22 protein-coding genes are annotated in these 22,379 nt (G+C 59.8%); 15 read left to right on the top strand and 7 right to left on the bottom strand.

Annotated features, from left to right (window positions below):
- Window positions 1-11 precede the first annotated feature (11 nt).
- Together Q4S41_RS15815 and Q4S41_RS15810 are read right to left on the bottom strand one after the other, a co-directional pair.
- A complete protein-coding gene (locus Q4S41_RS15815) occupies window positions 12-1,349 on the bottom strand; it encodes a hypothetical protein (protein ID WP_305032095.1) in 1,338 nt (445 codons plus the stop codon).
- A 42-nt stretch (window positions 1,350-1,391) separates the two neighbouring features.
- Window positions 1,392-2,549 (bottom strand): tol-pal system protein YbgF, encoded by a 1,158-nt coding sequence (locus Q4S41_RS15810; protein WP_305032094.1) that lies wholly within the window; start codon window positions 2,547-2,549, stop codon window positions 1,392-1,394.
- Between the two features lie 210 nt (window positions 2,550-2,759).
- Between Q4S41_RS15810 and Q4S41_RS15805 the strand changes: the two genes are divergently transcribed.
- The 5 genes from Q4S41_RS15805 to obgE all read left to right on the top strand — a co-directional run bounded on the left by Q4S41_RS15805 (window position 2,760) and on the right by obgE (window position 8,829).
- Window positions 2,760-3,674 carry a M20/M25/M40 family metallo-hydrolase gene (locus tag Q4S41_RS15805; protein WP_305032093.1) on the top strand — a complete coding sequence of 305 codons (915 nt, stop codon included), beginning with the start codon at window positions 2,760-2,762 and terminating at the stop codon, window positions 3,672-3,674.
- Between the two features lie 190 nt (window positions 3,675-3,864).
- Window positions 3,865-6,102, top strand: a complete 2,238-nt coding sequence (locus Q4S41_RS15800; RefSeq protein ID WP_305032092.1) for a sodium-translocating pyrophosphatase — start codon at window positions 3,865-3,867, stop codon at window positions 6,100-6,102.
- A gap of 253 nt (window positions 6,103-6,355) precedes the next feature.
- Window positions 6,356-6,895, top strand: coding sequence for a phosphoribosyltransferase (locus tag Q4S41_RS15795; RefSeq protein ID WP_305032091.1), 540 nt, complete (start codon window positions 6,356-6,358; stop codon window positions 6,893-6,895).
- Window positions 6,896-6,970: 75 nt separating this feature from the next.
- Window positions 6,971-7,594: an adenylate kinase gene (locus tag Q4S41_RS15790; RefSeq protein ID WP_305032090.1), complete on the top strand. Its 624-nt coding sequence runs from the start codon at window positions 6,971-6,973 to the stop codon at window positions 7,592-7,594.
- Between the two features lie 170 nt (window positions 7,595-7,764).
- Complete coding sequence (obgE, locus tag Q4S41_RS15785; protein ID WP_305032089.1) at window positions 7,765-8,829, top strand: GTPase ObgE; 1,065 nt, start codon at window positions 7,765-7,767, stop codon at window positions 8,827-8,829.
- Between the two features lie 33 nt (window positions 8,830-8,862).
- Here obgE and Q4S41_RS15780 read toward each other — a convergent pair whose 3' ends face one another.
- Entirely contained in the window at window positions 8,863-9,186 is a 324-nt protein-coding gene (locus Q4S41_RS15780; protein WP_305032088.1) for a hypothetical protein, read from the bottom strand.
- 154 nt (window positions 9,187-9,340) lie between these two features.
- Between Q4S41_RS15780 and Q4S41_RS15775 the strand changes: the two genes are divergently transcribed.
- From Q4S41_RS15775 to Q4S41_RS15735, 9 genes are all read left to right on the top strand, one after another.
- A complete protein-coding gene (locus tag Q4S41_RS15775) occupies window positions 9,341-9,931 on the top strand; it encodes a nucleotide exchange factor GrpE (protein ID WP_305032087.1) in 591 nt (196 codons plus the stop codon).
- 145 nt (window positions 9,932-10,076) lie between these two features.
- Window positions 10,077-11,219, top strand: a complete 1,143-nt coding sequence (dnaJ, locus tag Q4S41_RS15770; RefSeq protein WP_305032086.1) for a molecular chaperone DnaJ — start codon at window positions 10,077-10,079, stop codon at window positions 11,217-11,219.
- A 201-nt stretch (window positions 11,220-11,420) separates the two neighbouring features.
- Entirely contained in the window at window positions 11,421-11,936 is a 516-nt protein-coding gene (locus Q4S41_RS15765) for an RNA polymerase sigma factor (RefSeq protein WP_305032085.1), read from the top strand.
- The gene (locus Q4S41_RS15760; RefSeq protein ID WP_305032084.1) at window positions 11,930-12,562 is read left to right on the top strand and encodes a hypothetical protein; all 633 of its coding nucleotides are present in this window, start codon (window positions 11,930-11,932) and stop codon (window positions 12,560-12,562) included. The genes Q4S41_RS15765 and Q4S41_RS15760 overlap by 7 nt, the downstream gene beginning before the upstream one ends.
- Before the next feature lie 149 nt (window positions 12,563-12,711).
- Window positions 12,712-13,659 (top strand): ABC transporter ATP-binding protein, encoded by a 948-nt coding sequence (locus Q4S41_RS15755; protein WP_305032083.1) that lies wholly within the window; start codon window positions 12,712-12,714, stop codon window positions 13,657-13,659.
- A 6-nt stretch (window positions 13,660-13,665) separates the two neighbouring features.
- The gene (locus Q4S41_RS15750) at window positions 13,666-15,054 is read left to right on the top strand and encodes an ABC transporter permease (protein ID WP_305032082.1); all 1,389 of its coding nucleotides are present in this window, start codon (window positions 13,666-13,668) and stop codon (window positions 15,052-15,054) included.
- Window positions 15,055-15,198: 144 nt separating this feature from the next.
- The gene (locus tag Q4S41_RS15745; RefSeq protein WP_305032081.1) at window positions 15,199-16,083 is read left to right on the top strand and encodes a ChaN family lipoprotein; all 885 of its coding nucleotides are present in this window, start codon (window positions 15,199-15,201) and stop codon (window positions 16,081-16,083) included.
- Between the two features lie 59 nt (window positions 16,084-16,142).
- Window positions 16,143-16,649: a phosphoheptose isomerase gene (locus tag Q4S41_RS15740; protein ID WP_305032080.1), complete on the top strand. Its 507-nt coding sequence runs from the start codon at window positions 16,143-16,145 to the stop codon at window positions 16,647-16,649.
- A gap of 72 nt (window positions 16,650-16,721) precedes the next feature.
- Complete coding sequence (locus Q4S41_RS15735; protein WP_305032079.1) at window positions 16,722-17,210, top strand: hypothetical protein; 489 nt, start codon at window positions 16,722-16,724, stop codon at window positions 17,208-17,210.
- A gap of 60 nt (window positions 17,211-17,270) precedes the next feature.
- Here the strand turns inward: Q4S41_RS15735 and Q4S41_RS15730 are convergent, their stop codons facing one another.
- The 3 genes from Q4S41_RS15730 to Q4S41_RS15720 all read right to left on the bottom strand — a co-directional run bounded on the left by Q4S41_RS15730 (window position 17,271) and on the right by Q4S41_RS15720 (window position 20,166).
- Window positions 17,271-17,447, bottom strand: a complete 177-nt coding sequence (locus Q4S41_RS15730) for a hypothetical protein (RefSeq protein ID WP_305032078.1) — start codon at window positions 17,445-17,447, stop codon at window positions 17,271-17,273.
- Between the two features lie 79 nt (window positions 17,448-17,526).
- Complete coding sequence (locus Q4S41_RS15725) at window positions 17,527-19,725, bottom strand: penicillin acylase family protein (protein WP_305032077.1); 2,199 nt, start codon at window positions 19,723-19,725, stop codon at window positions 17,527-17,529.
- Window positions 19,726-19,818: 93 nt separating this feature from the next.
- Complete coding sequence (locus Q4S41_RS15720; protein ID WP_168675019.1) at window positions 19,819-20,166, bottom strand: HesB/IscA family protein; 348 nt, start codon at window positions 20,164-20,166, stop codon at window positions 19,819-19,821.
- A 232-nt stretch (window positions 20,167-20,398) separates the two neighbouring features.
- Between Q4S41_RS15720 and Q4S41_RS15715 the strand changes: the two genes are divergently transcribed.
- Window positions 20,399-20,935: a DUF7935 family protein gene (locus Q4S41_RS15715; RefSeq protein ID WP_305032076.1), complete on the top strand. Its 537-nt coding sequence runs from the start codon at window positions 20,399-20,401 to the stop codon at window positions 20,933-20,935.
- A 203-nt stretch (window positions 20,936-21,138) separates the two neighbouring features.
- On the opposite strand, the gene bshA is transcribed toward Q4S41_RS15715, so the two are convergent.
- Window positions 21,139-22,275 (bottom strand): N-acetyl-alpha-D-glucosaminyl L-malate synthase BshA, encoded by a 1,137-nt coding sequence (bshA, locus tag Q4S41_RS15710; RefSeq protein ID WP_305032075.1) that lies wholly within the window; start codon window positions 22,273-22,275, stop codon window positions 21,139-21,141.
- Between the last annotated feature and the right edge of the window lie 104 nt (window positions 22,276-22,379).

Here is a 22,379-nt window from a genome sequence, read left to right as displayed (position 1 = left end):
CAGGCGAGGGGCTAAGCCGCCACTTGCGGTCGCAGCCGGGCGGCGGGCCTGCCTACCTGCGAAGCAGACCCGGACGCCCGGCGCGTGGCCATATCCTGCAGAATGTACAACCCGCTGAGGTAGAAAGGTATCATCGGGATTTTGTAGCGCACCAGCGTGCCGAAGTTGGAACTCGTGATGCCAACCGAAGCCGCAAACACCAGCGCAAACACAAAGCAGAGGAGCAGAATTGGGTTGCTACCGATGACGCCGAACGTACGGAAGAAACCGGTGCGCCAGAAAATGCGCAACGTGAAAAGCAGAAAGAACCCTGCTTCCAGCGCCGACAGGAGCATTACCGGGTTGTGCGCCTCCCAGATGAAGGGCCGATAGATGGCCGTCCCAATAGCCTGAGGCGCCAGCTTCACCATACTGCCGAGGCTGCCATCGAGCTCGCCCAGGGAATAACCGGCGCCTTCCTGCTTCATGCTTTGCTGGTAGAGGTAGTCGGCGGTAATCTTGCTGCGCTCCCCAATTTTGTCCACGTCGTACTTATCGTCGCCTTTGGTGAGGTTGGTGGCCGCGTAAAACGCAACAATGGCTCCCACACTCAGAAACAGCGGGCGGGCAACCAGACGCAAGGCCTTGCTTTTAATGCGGTCGTTGGTTTCGTTGAATATCCACACCAAGGCTGCGGGCAGGAAGCACAGCAGAATGTAAACCTTGATAGATAGCAGCGCATAAACAGCTAGTGCGCCAATCGTCAGGCATTTAATTAGCGCTTGCCGCTGAATGATACCCCGGTACATGGCGTAAAAAAGCCAGCCCAAAGCCCCCAGGCACAACGAGTCTTTCAGCAGCCCCGACCCCCAGAAAAACATGGATGGCACGTAAAACATCGTCCAGCCCAACTGCTTATAAACGTGCGGCCTTATTTTGGCAAAAGCAATGAACATGGCCCAAACCCCACTGAAGCTGACAACCGCAAAAAACAGCGCTATCACCGTGTAGCAATTGAAGCATAGAAGGCCAAAAAATGCCGCAATGCGGGCCACCAGAAACTCCGTGGAGTTGGTCTGGTGCCAGAACATGCGGGCGATGTAGGGAGCCGTTTCGGGGGTGTTGCCACTGCCGTTGTCGAGCAACAGCTGAAAACCGGTCGAAAAGGATTTGCCGAAGGCCTCGTGAATAATGGTGGCGTGGCGGTAGTAGTTGAAAGTGTCGCCGCCGCCGTAGTAAAATTGATAAATCATCCCCAGGCTGATGGCTCCGATGAACTTCAGCGTGAGGGCCGGAATGAAGAAGGGCTTGGTAAAGTGGTTGGTAACGGCTGGCCTTACCGCAAAGGCGATAGCATATAATATCGCCAAATAAAATGGCGCAATGAATAGGTCGGATAACTCCATGATAATCTAACTCTTCCCGTTCTTTTTAAGCCACCCTTTGGCTTCCTTGTATTGCTCCGATTTGTGGTCGGCTTTGTCGGCTATCACGGCGTAGTAGCGTTTGGCCGCCGTGGCATCCTTTTCTTTCACGGCTAGGCGGGCCAGGTTCACGTTGGCGAACAAATAAAAACCGCCGGAAGTGTCCCCGGTGCTTTCCGAAAACACGATGCACCGCTGGTAGTAGTCCTTGGCCTTGGCCATGTCGCGGTAGCGGTTCTGCATCAGGTAGCCCAGGAAGTAGCTGGCGTAGCGCCCGCTAATGCCTTCGTAGCCGGGCATGCCTTTGTTAATCTTATCGAGAATTTCCCGGCTCACCCGTTCGCAGTCGGCAAATTCGCCCTGGTCGTAGGCCAGTAGGGCGTAGAAGCGCTGGAAATAACCGTTGTCGGGAAAGGTGCTGGCCAGGTAGCGCGCTACCGGAATGGCTTCCTCGGCGTTATTTTCCTCGTTTTTAAGAATGCGCATGAGGAACACGCGGGCCTCGGTGGCGGTGTAGAAGCCGTTGTTAGCCACGCTGCGCAGCTGCTGCATGCCCAGCTTTTTATCGCCTTTCGGGAAAAACAGCAGCACCGGCTTTAGCAGCGGATAATTGTCCGGAATCCAAACGGCGTAGTAGTTGAACAGCGCCTGGCCGAACTGAAACTCCGGGCTCAGGCCGTTGGCTTCCTGGCTCTTTTTGAGGAAGTTGAGCGAGCGTCGGGCACCCACGGTGGCCTTGCGCCAGTCGTGGCGCTCGGCGTGCAGGCGGGCATCGAAACCGTAGGCAGCCGAGAGGAAGAAGCTGGCTTCGTAGTTGTTGTTGTCGGCGTCGTAGAGCTTTTGGGCTTTGGTGGCCGCCGTGTCCATGTATGCGAAGAAGGTCTTGTCGTATTGCTCGGTCTGGAAGTTGGTGGGCATGATTTTCCACCACGTGCTCAGGCCCAGCAAGAAGTAGGGCATGGGGTGGTTGGGGTAGCGCCGCCGCAGCGAGCGGAACTGCTTTTCGGCCCGCTCATACTTGAAATTGTAGATGTTGTGCACCGCCCCGTCGAGCTCCAGTTGGATGTCTTTGTCGAGCAGCAGCCAGCCTTTGGTGTCGATGGCCGAAGGCAGCACGCCCACGGTGTCGAGGGCCACCGTCTTCATGGGCGGGGGAGTGCGAATTGTATCGGGCTTCTGGGCCCTGGCCAGATTCGGCAGTAGGAGCAGGCCCCAACAGATACAAAACAGCGAACGCAGCATAGATAGAAAGTCGAAGGCGGGCCCAAGGTGGGGCTCGGGCAGAATTCGGCCAAAGCAAACAGGTCTGCTAAAGTACGGACTTTGGCCTAGCTTTAGGCGTAAATTCCTTTTCATATGCAATTGCTGCATGCACTTTGCCGCGTGGCGGCCCCGGCCGGCAACGAAGCGCCCTTGTCCCGTTTCGTGCTCGACTACGTGCGCCAGCACCAGGGCAGCTGGCGGTACCAACCCCAGATTATTGCCGACGAACGGTTCCAGGACTGCCTTCTGCTGGTGTTTGGGCAGCCGCGCACGGCCGTATTTGCCCACCTCGACAGCATCGGCTTCACCGTGCGCTACGGCCGGCAGCTGGTGCGCATTGGCGGGCCGCAGGCCGAAGCCGGCTACCGTTTGGTGGGGCACGATTCGCAAGGGGAAATAGACTGCACGCTGACCATAGACGAGGAAACGGGCGAACTGGGCTACGCGTTCCACCGCGAAATCGACCGCGGCACGGAGCTCACCTTCTACTGCGACTTCCGCGAAACCGAAACCACCGTGCAAAGCTGCTACCTCGACAACCGCCTCGGCGTGTGGAACGCCCTGCGCCTCTGCGAAACGCTGGAGCACGGCATCATCGCCTTCTCATGCTGGGAAGAGCACGGCGGAGGCTCAGTGGCCTACTTGGCCAAATACATCCACGACACCTACGGCGTGCGCCAGGCCCTCATTTCCGACATTACGTGGGTGACCGAAGGCGTGCACGCGGGCCAGGGCTGCGCCATTTCGCTACGCGACTCACTCATTCCGCGTCGTACCTACGTCGACCGCATCCGGGCCATTGCCGCCGCCTCGGGCATCCCGCATCAGCTTGAAGTGGAAGGCAGCGGCGGCTCCGACGCCAAGGAGCTGCAGCACGCCGCCGCGCCTTGGGACTGGTGCTTCATTGGGGCGCCCGAAGACCACGTGCACTCGCCCGATGAGCTGGTGGATAAGCGCGATATCGATAGCATGCTCGCCCTCTATCAGGTGTTGATGCGCGAACTGTAAGCCGACGCGTTATTGACCAGTAGCCACAGTTGGCTAAACTGCCTGTGATTCTGCGCAAAGGGAGAAAGCACGGGTAGGAAAAAATTGAAACGGCGGTAGCTAAATGCAGGAAAATTGGATTCGCTTCAATTTCCCCTATTTTGCGCACCGAAAACCGCGTAACTCACTTTTTCCCACCCATTCATCCCTTATGACGAATTACCTCTACGCAGTGCCCGCGTTGGGCATTTTTGCCTTGCTCTATACCTGGCTGCGCGCCGGCTGGGTGGCCCGGCAGGACGCCGGCGATGCCCGCATGACGACCATTGCCGGCTTTATCGCCGACGGCGCCATCGCCTTCCTCAAGGCCGAATACAAGGTGCTGGCCCTGTTTGGCCTCATCGCCGGGGCGTTCCTGTTCTACCTGGGCAGCACCAGCGGCAACTCCAGCCCCGTCATCGTCATTGCCTTCATCATCGGCGCGGTATTCTCGGCTTTGGCAGGATTCATCGGGATGAAGATTGCCACCAAGGCCAACGTGCGCACCGCGCAGGCCGCCAAAACCAGCCTCAGCACCGCGCTCAACGTGTCGTTTTCGGGCGGCTCGGTGATGGGCATGGGCGTGGCCGGCCTGGCCGTGCTGGGTTTGGGTTCATTGTTCATTGTGTTTTATAAAATGTTCGTGCCCAGCGGCCTCGCTAACGGCACGGAGATGGAGAAAGCCCTCGAAGTACTCACCGGCTTCTCGCTTGGGGCCGAAAGCATTGCCCTGTTTGCGCGCGTGGGCGGCGGCATTTACACCAAAGCGGCCGACGTCGGGGCCGACCTCGTGGGCAAAGTTGAAGCCGGCATCCCGGAAGACGACCCCCGCAACCCGGCTACCATCGCCGACAACGTGGGCGACAACGTGGGCGACGTGGCTGGCATGGGCGCCGACTTGTTCGGCTCTTACGTGGCTACCATTCTGGCTACCATGGTATTGGGCCGCGAAGTAACCGTGACTGGCGACCAGTTCGGTGGCCTCTCGCCCATCTTCCTGCCAATGGCCATTGCCGGCATGGGCATCATTGCCTCGCTTATCGGCATCCTCTGCGTGCGGGTGAAAGAGGGCGGCAACGTGCAGGCCGCTCTCAACCTGGGCAACTACATCTCGGTTATTGTATCGGCGGTAGCTTCGTACTTCCTCATTATGTGGATTTTGCCTTCGGGTACTTTCACCATTCGCAGCATCAGCTTCGACGCCTTGCACGTGTTCTACGCCGTGGTGGTAGGCCTGATTGTGGGCACGCTGATGAGCATCATAACCGAATACTACACCGCCATGGGCAAGCGCCCGGTGATGAGCATCGTGCAGCAAAGCAGCACCGGCCACGCCACCACCGTCATCGGTGGTTTGGCCGTGGGCATGGAATCGACGGTATTGCCGATTCTGGTGCTGGCCGCTGGTATCGTGCTCAGCTTCAAAGCTGCTGGCCTCTACGGCGTGGCCATTGCCGCCGCCGGTATGATGGCCACCACGGCCATGCAGCTGGCCATCGACGCTTTCGGCCCCATTGCCGACAACGCCGGCGGCATCGCCGAAATGTGCGAGCTGCCCAAGGAAGTGCGCGAGCGCACCGACATTCTGGATGCCGTGGGCAACACCACCGCCGCCACCGGCAAGGGCTTTGCCATTGCCTCGGCCGCCCTCACCTCGCTGGCGCTGTTTGCCGCTTTCATGGGCACGGCCCACATCGACACCATCGATATTTCCAATGCCGAAGTGCTGGCCGGTCTGTTTGTGGGCGCCATGATTCCGTTCATCTTCTCGGCCCTGGCCATCAAGGCAGTAGGGGAGGCGGCCATGGCCATGGTGCAGGAAGTGCGCCGCCAGTTCCGCGAGATTCCGGGCATCATGGAAGGCACCGGCAAGCCCGAGTACGAGAAGTGCGTGGCCATCAGCACCGAAGCGGCCATCAAGAAAATGATTGCGCCCGGCGCCATTGCCCTGCTCTCGCCCATCATTGTGGGCTTCCTCTTTGGCCCGCATGTGCTGGGCGGCCTGCTGGCCGGCGTCACGGTGAGCGGCGTGCTCATGGCCATGTTCCAGAGCAACGCCGGCGGCGCCTGGGACAACGCCAAGAAGTCCTTCGAGAAAGGTGTGATGGTGAACGGCAAGATGGAGTACAAAGGCTCCGATGCCCACAAAGCCTCGGTAACCGGCGATACCGTCGGCGACCCTTTCAAGGACACTTCCGGCCCGAGCATGAATATCCTCATCAAGCTGATGAGCATCGTGTCGCTGGTCATCGCGCCTCACATTGCCCAGAAAGGCGGCGAGCGCGGCATGGCCCCGGTGCAGCTCGAAAAAGAGCGGGTAGAACTCGTTTCGCGCCCCCACGTGCGCTACGCCTTCGCCGAAGCCGCTCCGGCTGCCGCGCGCTTCATCTACACGGCGCTTGCGAAATAGCCTGAACCACGGATTCGGCGGATTTTTCGGATTGGTCGGATGTTAGGGACGATTGAAAAAGACGCACTGACGAAAGGCCGCTTCCTAACCGGAGGCGGCCTTTTTGCTGCTTAATTTTTCGCTTGGTGGCCCTGTTGCCCATGGAGCCGCCTGCTCCCCGCCCACAAAAGCCGCCCAATCCGGGAAATCCGATAAATTCACGGTTCCGTCATCCATCAGTAGCTTTGCGGCTCCATCACACCCCCCGCGCCGCATGGCCCACGCCAACGTTACCATCCATAGCAAAGAATTTCGGCCATATCTGTCGGCTAGTCAATTGGATGAAGCGGTGGCCGGGCTGGCGGCCCGCCTGAGCGCCGACTACGCCGGGCGCCAGCCGCTGTTTGTGGTGGTGCTCACGGGAGGCTTCATGTTTGCCTCCGATTTGCTGAAGCGCTACCAGGGCGAGTGCGAGATTGTCTTCATCCGCGTGGCCTCCTACGAGGGCACGGGCAGCACCGGTGTGGTGCAGGAAGTGCTGGGCCTGCGCGAAGAAGTGCAGGGCCGCCACATCGTCCTCGTCGAAGACATCGTGGACACCGGCACCACCATGCACCACCTGCTGCCCACGCTCATGAGCAAAGGCCCGGCGTCGGTGGAGATTGCCACGCTGTTTTTCAAGCCCGAAAGCCTGCGCCACGAGTTGTCTATCCGCTACGTGGCCAAGGAAATCCCCAACGATTTTGTGGTGGGCTACGGCCTGGATTACGACGGGCTGGGCCGCAACCTGCCCGATGTATACGTGGCCGTGTAGCAGCATTTCTGCCCCCGATTGACTAACTTGCCCAACCCCACCTTACCACTTGCCTCCGCGCAACTCTCCTCGTTCATGTTGAATATCGTGCTGTTCGGCCCCCCCGGCGCCGGCAAAGGAACCCAGAGCCAGAAACTCATTGCTAAGTACAACCTCGTGCACCTGAGCACCGGCGACCTGCTGCGCGCCCAGATTGCCGAAGGCACCGAGTTGGGCCTGAAAGCCAAGAAGCTGATGGATGAGGGCCTGCTTGTGCCCGATGCTGTGGTCATCGGCATGATTGGCCACGCCCTGGAAACCAATCCCCAGGCCGGCGGCTTCATCTTCGACGGCTTCCCCCGCACCGTGGCCCAGGCCGAAAGCCTCGACCAGCTCATGGCCTCGCACAACACCCACATCGGTTGCATGATTGCGCTGGAAGTGCAGGAAGAAGAGTTGGTGAAGCGCCTGCTGGAGCGCGGCAAAACCAGCAACCGCCCCGACGACCAGGACGAAACCAAAATCCGCCGCCGCGTGACGGTGTACAACACCGAAACTGCCCAAGTGGCCGGCTACTACGCCGCCCAGCAGAAATTCCACGCCCTCAACGGCATCGGTCCCATCGACAGTATCTTCGGCCAGATTTGCGGCCTGATTGACCAGCACCAGGCCGCCAAGCCCGAAGCGCCCGCCGAAGCGACCAAAGAAGTAAAGGCGTAACTTTACGCCTTTAACACGACTGTCAGTTCTTAATACGACTGTCATCCTGAGCGTAGCGAAGGACCTTATCACGCTTGCACGGTTTAGCGTTACTGCAAATCGTTCGACTGTGATAAGGTCCTTCGCTACGCTCAGGATGACCGTTTTTTTACCTTAATACCCCAATTCCTGTGGCCTCCAATAACTTCATCGACTACGTCAAACTCATCTGCCGCTCGGGCAAAGGCGGTGCCGGCTCGCACCACTTCTTCCGGGCCAAGGGCCTGCCTAATGGCGGCCCCGATGGCGGCGACGGCGGCCGCGGCGGCCACATCATCCTCGAAGGCAACTCGCAGCTCTGGACGCTGCTACACCTGCAATATCAGAAACACGTCTTCGCCAAAGACGGCGAGGGTGGGGGCGAAAACCTGCGCTCCGGCGCGCAGGGCGAAGACATTGTGCTGCAAGTGCCCCTCGGCACCGTAGCCCGCGATGCCGCCACCGGCGAGCAGATGCTCGAAATCACGGAGCACGGCCAGCGGCTCATTCTCGTGCCCGGTGGGCGCGGCGGCTGGGGCAACGACCATTTCAAGAACTCCATCAACCAGGCCCCGCAGTACGCGCAGCCCGGCGAGCCGGCCATCGAGGTCATTATCATCCTGGAGCTGAAGCTGCTGGCCGACGTAGGCCTCGTGGGCTTCCCCAACGCGGGCAAGAGCACGCTGCTGTCGGTGGTGAGCGCGGCCAAGCCCAAGATTGCCGACTACGCCTTCACCACCCTCGTGCCCAACCTGGGCGTGGTGGCCTACCGCGACTACAAGTCGTTCGTGATGGCCGACATTCCCGGCATCATTGAGGGCGCGGCCGAGGGCAAGGGCCTGGGCACCCGCTTCCTGCGCCACATCGAGCGCAACTCCATGCTGCTCTTCATGATAAGCTGCGACTCGCCCGACATCAACGCCGAATACAACGTGCTAATCGGCGAGTTGGAGCAGTTCAACCCCGACCTGCTGGAGAAGAAGCGCCTGCTGGCCATCACCAAGTCCGACATGATTGACGAGGAACTGGAGGCCGAAATCCGGGCTACGCTGCCGGAAGGAGTGCCCGCCATATTCATTTCCAGCCTTACGAATAAGAACATCGTGCCACTGAAAGACATGATTTGGAAGGCATTGGAAGAAACTCGGCGCGATGCTGCCCCAACTAAGCGCCAAGGCCTTGGCGAAGAGGAAGGCGACGAAGAATGGCCTTCTTAGCGCGCTAGGTGTGATTTGGAAGGCGTTGCACGGTTAATTCTGTGGGCCGATGTTAAGTCCGATAAATGAATATGCATTGAGGTCAGCGTCATCCGGTAATTGGCCTATTGTTATGTAAATCATAAAATCGGCGTCGCAATGGGTGCGCATGTCTTCGGGAACACGACTTAGACGTTCCTCCCATTCTGGGTCGAGTTGAATAGTCGCTGCAGTATTCGGTGGAAAACAGACGGCCAGACCGTCCGTTCCTGGAACGACAATTCCGGTTCGTGGCTGCCACTCTTCTTCGCCGTCAGGTTTATCTATGATGAAGACAATGCCTAAAGGGTGATTCAATAACTCTCGAAATGTGGTCATCAGCGACAGGCAATCTGTTAAACGTTTGCTAAAAGTAACACTGATTGCCAATGCCACTATGGCAGCCCGCGCCCCTTTGGCAAGTGAATTGCGCCCGCAGCTTGACTAACCGGCTAACCCCGTGAAAAACCCCTTCCGACGAATATTTCCGCAAATGGCTAACGAGCAAAACCTGCCCCAGGACGACAACCTGACCGCTGACCCCAACCACGTAGCTGGCGAAATGGCCGATGCCGACGGCGAAACCACCGACACCGCCGCTGCCGCCGAAGCTTCCGCCTCGGCCGCGCCGAAAGCCGAAGCCTCGCGCACTGATGCCGAGCTGGCCGAAATCAAAGACAAGTACCTACGCCTGGCCGCCGAGTTTGAGAACTACAAGCGCCGCACCAGCAAGGAGCGTATCGACCTGTTTAAAACTGCCAACCAAGAGCTGATGACGGCGCTGCTGCCCGTGCTTGACGACTTCGAGCGCGCCCGCACTGCCACCGCCAGCACCACCGATGCCAACGCCGTGCGCGAAAGCATCGACATTATTCAGAGCAAGCTGAACAAAACCCTGCAGCAAAAGGGTTTGACCGCCATGGAAGCCAAGGGGGGCGACTTCGATGCTGAGCTGCACGAGGCCATCACTCAGATTCCCGCGCCCAGCGACGACCTGAAAGGGAAAATCGTGGACGTGGTAGAGCAGGGCTACTATTTAGGTGATAAGGTCATTCGCCACGCCAAAGTGGTGCTTGGGCAGTAATTTTAGGGTTTGGATTTAGAACAATAAATAAAGACGGTCATGCTGAGCGAAGTCGAAGCATCTCTACCGCGAGAGTAACTGATTACTTCCTCGGTAGAGATGCTTCGACTTCGCTCAGCATGACCGGTCGGATAACACCACGCAGATGGCTACGAAGCGCGATTATTACGAGGTATTAGGCATTACCAAAACGGCGGAAGGCGACGTTATCAAGTCGGCTTACCGCAAGATGGCCATCAAGTACCACCCCGATAAAAACCCCGACGACCCGACCGCCGAGGACAAGTTCAAGGAAGCCGCCGAGGCGTACGAAGTCCTCAGCAACGCGGATAAGCGGGCGCGCTACGACCGGTACGGCCACCAGGGCGTGGGCGGCGGCAACGGCGGCGGGCCCAACATGGAAGACATCTTCTCGCAGTTCGGCGATATTTTTGGCGGGGGCGGGGGCTTCGAAGGCTTCTTCGGGGGCGGGCGCCAGGGCGGCGGCCGGCGCCAGAAAAAGGGTTCGAACCTGCGCATCAAGCTGAAGCTTGATTTGGAGGAAATTGCCAACGGCGTCGAGAAGAAAATTAAGGTGAAACGCTATGTGGCCTGCCAGCCGTGCAGCGGCACCGGCGCCAAAAACGGCACCGACCTCAAAACCTGCCCCACCTGCCAGGGCCAGGGCCAAACCAAGCGTGTGGTGAACACCATGCTGGGCCAGATGGTGAGCAGCAGCACCTGCCCCACCTGCAACGGCGAAGGCAAAACCATCGTGACGACCTGCGACGTGTGCAAAGGTGAAGGCCGCCAGCTGCACGAGGAAGTGATTCCCATCAACATCCCCGCCGGCGTGGCCAACGACATGCAGTTGAGCATGAACGGTAAGGGCAACTTCCCCGAGCGCGGTGGCGTGCCCGGCGACCTGCTCATCCAGATTGAGGAGGAGCCGCACGAGTTCCTGAAGCGCGACGGCAACAACATCATGTTCGAGCAGTACATCTCGTTCGTGGATGCCGCTTTGGGTGCGAGCCTGGAAGTGCCGACCATCGAGGGCAAGGTGAAAATCAAGGTGGACCCCGGCACCCAGCCGGGTAAAATTTTGCGTCTGCGCGGCAAAGGCATTAAGGACCTCAACGGCTACGGCCGCGGCGACCAGCTAATTCACCTAAATGTATGGACGCCCAAGAATGTGAGCAACCAGGAGCGCGAGCTGCTGGAAAAGCTGCGCGACTCGGACAATTTCACGCCGCACCCCGGCAAGAACGAGAAAGGATTCTTTGAGAAGGTGAAGGAGTACTTCGCGTAATTCTTGATTGGAATAGTTATGAAAAGCCCCGGCTGGCCATTGGTCAGGCGGGGCTTTTTATTTGATACACGGCCAATAAAGAACGTCATGCTTCGGCTGCGCTTGGCATGATGTTCTTGTGGGCTTCCGAAAAAATCGAGCATTCTTGTAATGCTTCTTAATCGGCTGCGATTCACCTGCCTGAAACACTCTTACCCCCGCATGGCTTCCGCCACCCCGTCTGCTGATTTTGTTGCCGCGCTACACGAGTACCAGCCGCTGCTGCGGCGCGTGGCTCGGCTCTACTGCCAGGATGCCGACGACCGCCAGGACTTGTTCCAGGAAATGGTGCTGCAGCTGTGGCGGGCGTGGCCGCGCTACGTGCCGCAGGCCAATGCCAAGCTCAGCACCTGGCTCTACCGCATTGCCCTGAACGTAGCCATCTCGAACCTGCGCCAGCGCACCCGCCGCCCGGCCCCGAGCGAGCTGGACGCCGAGGCGCTGGCCGTGGCCCAGGCACCGGAAACGGGTTTCGATGCCGATGACCGCGCCCAGCTCTACCGCGCCATTGGCCGGCTGTCGGACGTGGACAAGGCTTTCATTTTGCTCTATCTCGAAGACCGGCCTTATGATGAGATGGCCGACATTCTGGGCATTACCCAAAACAATGTGCGCGTGAAAATGCACCGCGTGCAGGAAAAACTTCGCGCCCTCTTAGTCCCCGCCACCCGATGCTAGAACTCGATGACCTCCGCCGCCAATGGCAGCAGCCCGAGCCGGCCGCGCCACCCATAAACCAAGCAGCGCTTAGCCGCCTGTTAGCCCAGCGTTCGGATGGACTCGTGGAAAAAATGCGCCGCAATGCCCGGTGGGAATTGGGTTTTGTAGTGGTGATGGCGGTGGCAATGCCGCTGATAATAAGGTTTGCCAGTAATTTTCTGGAGCGGGCGCAGGTGGTGAGCCTATTTCTCGTGTCGCTGGTGATGCTGGGGTACTACTACCGCAAATTGGCCATGTTGAAGCAGATGACCCAGCCCGAGGGGCATGTGCTGGGCAACCTGCGGCGCTTAAGCGCCGGGCTGCGGAGCATGCTGCGCTTCAATTATCGGCTGACCCTGGCCATGCCGCCTGCTTCGCTGCTGCTGGCGTTCGAATTTGTGGCCGGCAAAGAATGGGGCCGGCCCGGCGGGGTGCGCATCGGTATGCTGCTCGGCCTGGGGGCGGCGCTGCTTGTGCTGGGCCTGCTCTTGCAATGGGCCGTGGTACGGGCCGCCCGCTGGTACTTGCAGCGTCTCTATGGTCAGCACCTCGACCGCCTGGAAGCCAGCCTGCACGAACTTGCTGATGCCGAACCGGCGCGCTGATTGGGCTGCTCCGTTCATCTCGGTTACTCACCGTTTGGGGACGCTATGCCGCTGTTTGGCGCCCGTCCATTGGCGACTGACGGCGGCACCTGATACATTTGTCAAGCGACATTCCTCTACATTTAACCCGCCAACCAACCCTTCTTTCTGTGAAACCAATTCTGGAAGCCATCGACGTGCGCAAGGCCTACGCCAACCACGTCGCCCTCTCGGGCGTGAGCCTGGAAATTCCCGAGGGCAGCATTTTCGGCCTGCTCGGGCCCAACGGCGCGGGCAAAACCTCGCTCATCCGCATCATCACCCAGATTACCGGGGCCGATGAGGGCGAAATCCGCTTCCGCGGCGAGCGGCTCAACCCCAGCCACATTGCCCAGATTGGCTATTTGCCCGAGGAGCGCGGCCTCTACAAAAAGATGAAAGTGGGCGAGCAGCTGCTCTACCTGGCCCAGCTGCGCGGCCTGAGCCGCAGCGATGCCACGGCGCGCATCAAGCATTGGCTGAACCGTTTCGAGATAAAAGAGTGGGCCGGCAAAAACGTGGAAGACCTCAGCAAGGGCATGCAGCAAAAGGTGCAGTTCATTGCCACGGTGCTGCACGACCCCAAGCTGATTATTCTGGATGAGCCGTTTTCGGGCTTCGACCCGATTAACGCCAACCTGATTAAAGACGAGATTCTGGAGCTGCGCAAGCAGGGCGCCACCATCATTTTCTCGACGCACCGCATGGAATCGGTGGAGGAGATGTGCGACAACATTGCCCTCATCAACCGCTCGCGCAAGGTACTCGACGGGCCCATTAACCTGATTCGGGACCAGTTCAAAACCAATACCTATGAGGTGGAAGGCAAGGGCAAGCTCATTCTGGTGCACCCCGATTTTGAGGTGGTGGAGCAGAAAGAGCGCGAAAACGGCCACTTCTACGCCCGGGTGCAGTTGCACGCCGGCGTGCGGCCCAACGACCTGCTGCGCTACCTCATCGGGGCGGTGGAAGTGGAAGCCTTCCGCGAGAAAATCCCGAGCATCAACGAGATTTTCATCCGGCGCGTGCGCGAAACCATGCCCGAAACCCTCACCGAAACCGCTAACGCGTTGCTTTAATCCGCCATGGCTTCTAAATTTTTACTCGTCGCCCAACGCGAATACCTCACCCGCGTTCGCAAAAAATCCTTCATCATTCTCACGCTGGCCGTGCCGCTGCTGCTGGCGGCGTTCGGCTTCATCATCGCCAAAGTGGCCAGCTCCGACAACGACACCACCGACGTGGTGGAGGTGCGCGACGACTCCGGCCTGAACGTGGCCAGCCGCCTCGTGAGCACCCCGCAGCTGCGCTTCGAAACCGCCAGCGGCACGCTGGCCGAAGCCAAAAAAGGCTTCCAGAAAGCCAAGCACGACGGCCTGGTGTACCTGCCCGCCGGCCTCGACGTGGAGAAGCCCACCGGCGTGCAGTTTTTCGGCAAAGGCAACATCAGCCTGAAAAAGCAACTGGCCGTCGAGAATGCCCTGAACAAGGCCTTTTCTGAACTCAAAATGCAGAAATCAGGCCTCACGCAGGACCAACTCGACCGCTTGCGCTCGAAGGTGGATTTGCAAGCCATCAGCCTCGACGAGAGCGGCAAGGAAGCCGACAGCAACGCCCTGGCCACCTCGGGCACAGCCTACGCGCTGGCGCTGGCCATTTACCTGTTCATTTTCATCTACGGTGTGCAGATTATGCGCGGCGTGGGAGAGGAGAAGTCGAGCCGCATCATGGAGGTGATGCTGTCGTCGGTGAAGCCGTTTGACTTGATGATGGGCAAGATTGTGGGCATTGCGGCCGTGGGCCTCACCCAGTTTCTGCTGTGGGGCGTGCTCTCGTTCGGCGTATCGTCGGTGGTAATGCCGATGCTGATGCACGACGACAAGCCTAAAACCGAAGTGGCCGCTACGCCCGCCCCCGGCGCTGCCAAAGCTGCGGCCGATGACGAGCCTCGCTCAGCGGCGGCGGCCTTCGATAAAGGCATGGATGCCCAGAAACAGCAACCCATGATGACCGGCCGTTTCAAGGTTTTTGAAGTGCTGGCCAACCTGCCGCTGGGCACCATCCTGTTCGGCTTCATCATCTACTTCCTGGGCGGCTACCTGCTGTACGGGGCACTGTTTGGGGCCGTGGGCGCGGCCGTGGACGACCAGACCGATACCCAGCAATTCATGTTTCCGATTACCATGCCGCTCATTCTGAGCTACATCGTGGGCGTGTCGGTGATACTGCGCAACCCCGACGGGCCGGTGGCTTTCTGGATGTCGATGTTTCCGCTCACCTCGCCCATTGCCATGGTTATCCGCCTGCCATTTGGCGTGCCGATGTGGCAGCTGGGGCTGTCCATCTTCCTGCTCATTCTGGGTTTCATCGGCACGGTGTGGGTGGCGGCGCGCATCTACCGGGTGGGCATCCTGATGTACGGTAAGAAGGTGACGTACAAAGAGCTGGGAAAATGGATGTTCTATAAGGGCTAGATTTCCCGACTCGCCGAGCGAACTTTGAACGTCATGCTGAGCTTGTCGAAGCATCTCTACCGCAGCAGTGATTAATTACTTGCGCGGTAGAGATGCTTCGACAAGCTCAGCATGACGTTTTTTTGTTGCAACGCCTCTCAAATTATGCGCTTCCTTCGCCTCATCAGCTTCTTCCTGCTGCTCCTCGGCCTCGCCAGCTTCGCCGCCGACCGACCCGCTTACCGCCTCTTCACCGCCGCCGGCCCGCCGGCTGATTATGACCAGATGCTGCAGGAACTGGCTCAGGCCGACGTGGTGCTCTTCGGCGAGCAGCACAACGACGCCCTCACGCACTGGCTGGAGCTGCAAGTGGCCAGGGACTTGCTGAAGCTGAAGAAACCCGGCCAGCTGGTGCTGGGCATGGAGATGTTTGAGCGCGACGTGCAGCCGCTGGTGGCCGCCTACTCCACCGGCGAGCTGGCCGATACCGCCTTCGAGCGCCAGGCCCGCCCGTGGCCCAACTACGCCACCGATTACCGCCCGCTGCTGCTGTTCGCCCGCGAAAACCACCTGCCCATCGTTGGCACCAACGCCCCACGCCCCTTCGCCAAAGTGGTGGCCCAGCGCAGCCTCACCGCCCTCGACAAGCTCCCGGCCGTGGACCGCGCCCTGCTGGCCCCGCTGCCGTTGAAAGTAGACTACGACCTGCCCGGCTATAAAAACATGGCCGCCATGTTCGGCGGCACCGGCAGCGCGCACGGCGGGGGCGCCCAGAACATCATCCAGGCCCAGGCGCTGAAGGATGCCACCATGGCCCACTTCATCCAGGCCAGCCGCCAGCCCGGCCAAACGCTGCTGCACGTCAACGGCAGCTACCACTCCGACCACCACGACGGCATTGTGGCCTGGCTGCGCCAGTACGCCCCCAAGCTGCGCGTGCGCACCCTGAGCGTGGTGACGCAGGAGCAGCTCCAGACGCTGGAGAAAGAGCAGCTCAACATTGCTGATTTTGTGGTGGTGGTGCCGGCCGATGCGGCGAAGACGTATTAGAAAAAAGGCAGAGTGGGCACAGTACATTACTTTTGCCCGATTAAGAACACCCATTTTCTATGTCCGATACCGATTCCCAGAAGCGCGCCCTGTTTCATCAGGTGGCCCAGACGCTGAAGCAGCAAGGCTTCAACATTGCCAAAGAAGACCCGACACGCCCCTGGGGTGGCTTTTTCGTAATTGACGAAGACCAAGCCCAGCAATTTGCTGACACTTATTTTGATGGCCTCGCAGTTGACAACCTGCGCATTTCGGGCAAGCTGAGCCCGAAGGTGCTGCTGGTGGCGCCGCACCAGCGCCTGAGCTGGCAATACCACCACCGCCGTGCCGAAATCTGGCAGGTGGTGCAGGGCCCCGTGGGCGTGGCCACCAGCGACACCGACGAGCAGGGCGAAGTGAAAAGCTACCAAGTGGGCGAGCGCATCGTGCTTAAGCAAGGCGAGCGCCACCGCCTCGTGGGCCTCAAGGACTGGGGCGTGCTGGCCGAAATCTGGCAGCACACCGACGCCAGCAACCCGTCGGACGAAGATGACATCGTGCGGGTGCAGGACGATTTTGGCCGGTAGAAAGCGGTAACATTGTAGTCGTTAGGCTGAGCGTAGCCGAAGCAACTCTTCCACCCCAACCCTCTACTGCCCATGACCCCTTCGGACGCCAACGCCGCCTCCGCCTTCGACAAGGCCCGCACCGGCCTCTGGACTAGCCTGCAAAAGCACTTGGCCGGTGTGTACGAGGCCGAAACGACTTTTGCGCGGGCCACGGCTTTTGCCGAAGCGTTTCCGTTTGCGGTGTCGGGGGCCAGCGCCGGGCAGCTGGCCGATTATTGGACGGCGCGCAATGCCCTGCGCGACCTATTCACCGATGAAACTACCCAGCTCGACACGCTCAACAAGGCCATTCGCACCAAGGGCTACGCCGAGGCCGAGAAGAAACAGCTCTACCTGCTGCTGCTCGGCTACATGGACATCGCCGCAACCATCTTCGAGCGCCTGCACACCGACGTGCCCAACGCTCTGCCCCCCGACGAGGAACTGGCCGAAACCACCGCCCGCTTCGACCGTGTGCGCAAGTTTGCCCGCCTCAACGTGAAAGGCATTGCCGGCCTGCTGACGCTCCCTGCCAAGTAGATATTGGGCCCCTTGATAGCGTCGTTTCAAAAAACAAGGCAAAGCCGGAATAGCGAATAGCTACTCCGGCTTTACTTTTTTCAGCGCCTCGGCCAGCGACTGCTGGAGCTGGGCGCCGGAGTCGGCCGGGGCTTTTTCGCTGATGTTGTATTGCTTTTGCAGCCGCTCCCATTCGGCAATCGGAATAAAAACGCCGGTGATTTTGCCTTTGTCGTCGGAAAGATATTTGATGTCCATTAGGGAAGAGGTGTAGTAAGATTGTGAAAAAAGAACGTCATGCTGAGCGTAGTCGAAGCATGACGTTCAGGGAAGCCTGTTACTGCCCCGGATGGTACGTCTTCTCCGCGTGCGCCTGCACGTCTTCCGGATAAAAGCGCACGTCTTTGAAGCGCCCGTTGGTGTATAAGTCGGCTTGGTCGGTGAAGTGCGGGGTACCGGGCCGGCTGCTTTGCCCACCCGTGACGACGGAGCGCGCCACTACGCGCGTCCCAAACTCCACCACGGCCACGAAGCTGTTGCCTACGCTGCCGTAGCGCTTTTTCGTGCCGGGGTAGGCCTGCGCTTTGAACGATGCCAGCGAGCCCCAGGCCGACGACGTGAACGCCACCGGCAGGCTGAGCTGCTGGTCGTCATACGTCTCCTCGATGCGGCCGGTGAGGCGCTGGAAGCGGTTCACGTCGCCCCAGGGCATCTTCCAGGTGCCAAAGGCGCGGGTCAGGTCGTCGAGGGCTTCGGTGAGGGCGGCGGTTTTTTCCGCCGGACTGGTGTTGGCCAGGGCAAATTTCGTGAAGCTGATGTAGTCGAGCTGGGGCTGGGCCGCCGGGACGCGGGCCCGGGCCTTGGCCAGCAGCCGCTCGGCCCAGTAAATGGCCACGGTCTGGGCCACGGAGGTTTTGCTGTAGCTGCGGTTCCAGGCGCGCAGCATTTCAATGGCTTCGGCCAGGGCCGGGGCCGCGGCTTTTTCGGCCGACGTGGGCTGGTAGGCCGTGAGCAGCGGCGGCAGCATGTCATCGAAAGCCGTGAGGTGCGGGTCGTTGGCGGCGGCAATGAGCGTATCGAGGTTGAAAACGGCCTTCCGGCTGAGTACACGCACGGCGTTCAGGCCCCGATAGTTTTCGGCATCGGGGGCCATGTAGCTGGGGTATTTGCCCGGGGCAGGGCTGCTGCCGGGGCCGGCCACCGTGAAGGGCGTCGAGTTGCAGTTCTGAATAAAGCCGCTGGTGGGGTTGTGCACCTGTACCAGTTCACTCACGGGGTGCAGGCCCTGCCATTCGGTAGCAGGAGTGCTGCCGTCCACGGGCTGGCTCCAATCGAATTTTGGGTCGCGCCGGGGCATAAAATTGCCGTGCCAGTAGGCAATGCTGCCCTTGCTATCGGCAAAAACGGTGTTGTTGGTGGCGTTGCCGTTCAGCTTCATCAACTGCTGAAAGCTGGCGTAGTCGGTGGCTTTGGTGCGCAGGTAGGACTGCTGCAGCGCGGCCAGCGGCGTGTTCATCATGCGCAAAGTCACCCACTGCTGGTCGGTTTTCTGGCCCACCACCGGGCCGTGGTGGGTGCGGTACAAGGTGAAAGTCCGGCGCAGCATCTGGTTGCCGGCGCGGTAGGGCAGCGTCACCTTTTCGGCCTGCACCGGCCGCAGCTTGCCGCCGTAGCGGTAGAAGTAGGCCCCGTTTTTCTTTTCAATGGTTTCCAGATATTCATCCATCGAGTCGGCCTGGCTGGAGGTGTGCATCCAGCCGCAGTGCTCATTAAAGCCCTGGTAAACAAAAAACTGGCCCCAGGTCACGGCCCCGTAGGCGTTCAGGCCCTGCTGGCTGGCCATCTGCACCTCGGAGCGAAAGTAGAACGAGGTGTGCGGGTTGATGAGCAGCAGGGCGTGGCCGTTGGCGCTTTTGGCCGGTGCAATAGCGAAGCCGTTCGAGCCGATTTCGTCGCGGTCGGGCTGCCCGGCGTCGGGTTTTTGCCAGGAAGTAGATTTCTGCTGGCTGTAAAACGCCTTCAGCCGTTCCAGACTCACCACGCTGATGTTGCCGCCAATACTGCCTTCGCTAAACATCAGCGGCATCCAGGGCTGGAAACGGCGCAGCAGCCGCGGATGCACGGTGGGGTGGGTGGCCAGGTAGTAGTTGGTGCCGGCCGCGAAGGCGTCGAGCAGCTTCTTCATATCGGCCGGGCTCTGTTTGTAGATGCCGATGGCCTGCGTGCTGTCCAGAAACAGCCGGGCCCGCAAGTCGTGGTACAACTGCGCCTCGCCCTCTACCTCCGCCAACCGGCCAATGGCATCCAGGTAATTGGTTTCGAGGCGGTCAAAATCGTCCTCGCACTGCGTGTAGAGCAGGCCGAAAACCGCGTCGGCATCGGTTTTGCCGTAGATGTGCGGCACGCCGTACGTGTCGCGCGTGATGCTGACCTGCTGCGCCTGTTGCTTCCAGCGGGCCAGTTCAGCCGGGCTGAATTTTTGCGCCCGGGCCACGAAACTGGCAAGAATCAACAGCAGCGAAAGAGGCAAGCGCATCGGGGAAGGAGTTAGGAAACCGTGGGCGCGAAAGTAAACGAAAAAGCCCCAGCCGGTGGGCCAGGGCTTTTTTGTATATAAGTTTAGATGGGACTATGCCGAGAACGACGAGCCGCAACCGCAGGTGCTCTTGGCCTGGGGGTTGTTGAAGACGAAGCCGCGGGCGTTGAGGCCGTCCTGGAAGTCGACTTCCATGCCCAGCACGTACATGGCGTGCTTTTTATCCATGATGAGCTTCAGGCCGTCGAGGTCGTAGGTTTCGTCGGCGTCTTTGGCTTTGTCGAAGCCCAGCAGGTAGCTCATGCCCGAGCAGCCGCCGCCCTGCACGCCAATGCGCAGGCCGTAATCGGCGGGCACGTTCTTTTCCTGAATGATGTTTTTCACCTCCACTACGGCGCGGTCGGTGAGGGTAATGGGGGCGAGGGTGGCAACAGCAGCCATAGTGATAAGTCGATTTAGAGAGGTGGATGGCAAAGATACGGCAGTATCGGAGCGTAAACAGCGGTTGGGGCCCGGCGGTTCACGGCGTAAGTTTGCGGGCTGCGCGCGCAACAAGTACGTCATGCAGAGCGCAGCGCAGCATCTTTACCTCAATACTAAATCAATTGAAGCAACGAAGCGGTAAAGATGCTTCGCTGCGCTCTGCATGACGTTCTGAAAATCAAAAAACAACATGGATTCGACCACGTATTTCTACGACCTGCTCAAGATTATTCTGCCCGCCCTCATCGTAGCCGGCGCCATTTATTTGCTCTTCAAGCAATTTTTGGAAAAAGAGCAGCAGCGCCGCCTGATTGAACTGCGCCTCGAAAGCAACAAAACCACCTTGCCCCTGCGCCTGCAGGCCTACGAGCGGGTGGTGCTTTTTCTGGAGCGCATCTCGCCCAACAACATTCTTGTGCGCTTGAGCAGCGCCGGCTCCACGGCGCCCGAGTTTCATCGGCTGCTCCAGCAGGAAATCCGGGCCGAATTTGAGCACAACCTCTCGCAGCAGCTCTACATATCGGCCGACGCCTGGACGCTGGTGAAGGAAGCCAAGGAAAACGTGCTCACGATGGTGAACCGCGCCTTTCACGGCATCCAGAACCCGGCCCAGGCGCGCGGCACGGAGCTGGCCAAGCGCATCCTCGAAGGCCTGATGATGGACGGCGCCGAGCCCACCGCGCAGGCCCTGGCCGTAGTGAAGAACGAGGCAGCGGGGCTGTTTTAGCGCCTGCTGTTTAGATGTCATTGCGAGTGGAGCGCAGCGCAACGCGGCAACCTGTCCTGTCAAAACCATAAGCTCCCTTTAAATAGAAAGCCCCGGCACTGCACAGTGCCGGGGCTTTCTATTTAAAGCCTTTGTCGTAACTCAAAGCTGGTCGCGTTGAGAGGACGGATTGCCACGGCCTGCGGCCTCGCAATGACAACCGATTATACCGCTGCCGCTATGGCTTCTATTGCCTGACGGTAGCATTCCTCGTATTTGGGCACGATAAACTCTACGTCGAATTCCTCGGCGCGGGCGCGGGCGGCGGCTTTAAAGCGGGGCAGGTTCTCGTCGGCGAGCACGAAGAGGGCGTTTTTTACCATGTCGGGTACGTCGCCGATTTCGCTGAGCATGCCCGTCACGCCGTGCACATTTAGTTCGGGGATGCCGCCGGCGTTGGTGCTCACTACGGGCACTTCGCAGGCCATGGCTTCGAGGGCGGCGAGGCCGAAGCTTTCGTTTTCGGAGGGCATCAGGAACAGGTCGCCCACGCTGAGCACTTCCTCCACGGCTTCGAGCTTGCCCAGGAAGCGCAGGTCGCGGTGGCAGTCGAGCTCACGGGCCAGCTTTTCCATGCGGTTGCGGTCGGGGCCGTCGCCCACGAGCAACAGCTTGGCCGGCATCACGGCCCGCACCCCGCAGAAGATGCGCAACACGTCCTCTACCCGCTTCACGGTGCGGAAGTTGCTGGTGTGAATGAGCAGCTTCTCGCCCTCAGGCGCGATGGCGGCCCGGAAATGGCTCTTTTCCTGCTTCTTGAAGCGGTGCAGGTCGATGAAGTTGGGGATGACGGTGATGTCCTTTTCGACGGCGAAATACTCGTAGGTTTCGCGCCGCAAATCATCCGAAACAGAGGTTACCCCGTCGCTCTGGTTGATACTGAACGTGACCACCGGCTCGAAGCTGGCGTCCTTGCCCACCAGCGTAATATCGGTGCCGTGCAGCGTCGTCACCACTGGAATCTGGATGCCGCGCGAGCGCAGAATCTGCTTAGCCATGTAGGCCGCCGAGGCGTGCGGAATGGCGTAATGCACGTGCAGCACGTCAAGCTTTTCGTTCTGCACGATGTCGACCATCTTGCTGGTCAGGGCCAGCTCATAAGGCGGGAACTGGAACAGCGGGTAAGCCGGCACATACACCTCGTGGTAGAAGAGGTTTTCGTTGAAGAAGTCGAGCCGCACCGGCTGGCTGTAGGTGATGAAGTGCACGCGGTGGCCGCGCTGGGCCAGGGCCTTGCCCAGTTCCGTGGCCACCACGCCGGAGCCGCCAAAGGTGGGGTAACAAACGATGCCGATGTTCATAGATTATGCTGTTGCGCTTAGCCAACCGGGAAACGCATGGTTTGTTGCGTTGACGAATGAGCCAGCCAAATGCTGCATTGGACGTAGCTTTAGCGGCGTCTACT

This window comes from Hymenobacter convexus (assembly GCF_030580955.1).
GTDB lineage: Bacteria > Bacteroidota > Bacteroidia > Cytophagales > Hymenobacteraceae > Hymenobacter.
The sequence above is the reverse complement of the archived record's forward strand: the minus strand, read 5'-3'. Positions and strand labels throughout refer to the sequence as shown.

Coding starts and splice junctions, on each gene's coding strand:
- Q4S41_RS15810 (WP_305032094.1), bottom strand. CDS start 2,549: ATGAAGACGGTGGCCCTCGACACCGTGGGCGTGCTGCCTTCGGCCATC.
- Q4S41_RS15805 (WP_305032093.1), top strand. CDS start 2,760: ATGCAATTGCTGCATGCACTTTGCCGCGTGGCGGCCCCGGCCGGCAAC.
- Q4S41_RS15800 (WP_305032092.1), top strand. CDS start 3,865: ATGACGAATTACCTCTACGCAGTGCCCGCGTTGGGCATTTTTGCCTTG.
- Q4S41_RS15795 (WP_305032091.1), top strand. CDS start 6,356: ATGGCCCACGCCAACGTTACCATCCATAGCAAAGAATTTCGGCCATAT.
- Q4S41_RS15790 (WP_305032090.1), top strand. CDS start 6,971: ATGTTGAATATCGTGCTGTTCGGCCCCCCCGGCGCCGGCAAAGGAACC.
- Q4S41_RS15780 (WP_305032088.1), bottom strand. CDS start 9,186: ATGACCACATTTCGAGAGTTATTGAATCACCCTTTAGGCATTGTCTTC.
- Q4S41_RS15775 (WP_305032087.1), top strand. CDS start 9,341: ATGGCTAACGAGCAAAACCTGCCCCAGGACGACAACCTGACCGCTGAC.
- dnaJ (WP_305032086.1), top strand. CDS start 10,077: ATGGCTACGAAGCGCGATTATTACGAGGTATTAGGCATTACCAAAACG.
- Q4S41_RS15765 (WP_305032085.1), top strand. CDS start 11,421: ATGGCTTCCGCCACCCCGTCTGCTGATTTTGTTGCCGCGCTACACGAG.
- Q4S41_RS15760 (WP_305032084.1), top strand. CDS start 11,930: ATGCTAGAACTCGATGACCTCCGCCGCCAATGGCAGCAGCCCGAGCCG.
- Q4S41_RS15750 (WP_305032082.1), top strand. CDS start 13,666: ATGGCTTCTAAATTTTTACTCGTCGCCCAACGCGAATACCTCACCCGC.
- Q4S41_RS15745 (WP_305032081.1), top strand. CDS start 15,199: ATGCGCTTCCTTCGCCTCATCAGCTTCTTCCTGCTGCTCCTCGGCCTC.
- Q4S41_RS15740 (WP_305032080.1), top strand. CDS start 16,143: ATGTCCGATACCGATTCCCAGAAGCGCGCCCTGTTTCATCAGGTGGCC.
- Q4S41_RS15735 (WP_305032079.1), top strand. CDS start 16,722: ATGACCCCTTCGGACGCCAACGCCGCCTCCGCCTTCGACAAGGCCCGC.
- Q4S41_RS15730 (WP_305032078.1), bottom strand. CDS start 17,447: ATGGACATCAAATATCTTTCCGACGACAAAGGCAAAATCACCGGCGTT.
- Q4S41_RS15725 (WP_305032077.1), bottom strand. CDS start 19,725: ATGCGCTTGCCTCTTTCGCTGCTGTTGATTCTTGCCAGTTTCGTGGCC.
- Q4S41_RS15720 (WP_168675019.1), bottom strand. CDS start 20,166: ATGGCTGCTGTTGCCACCCTCGCCCCCATTACCCTCACCGACCGCGCC.
- Q4S41_RS15715 (WP_305032076.1), top strand. CDS start 20,399: ATGGATTCGACCACGTATTTCTACGACCTGCTCAAGATTATTCTGCCC.
- bshA (WP_305032075.1), bottom strand. CDS start 22,275: ATGAACATCGGCATCGTTTGTTACCCCACCTTTGGCGGCTCCGGCGTG.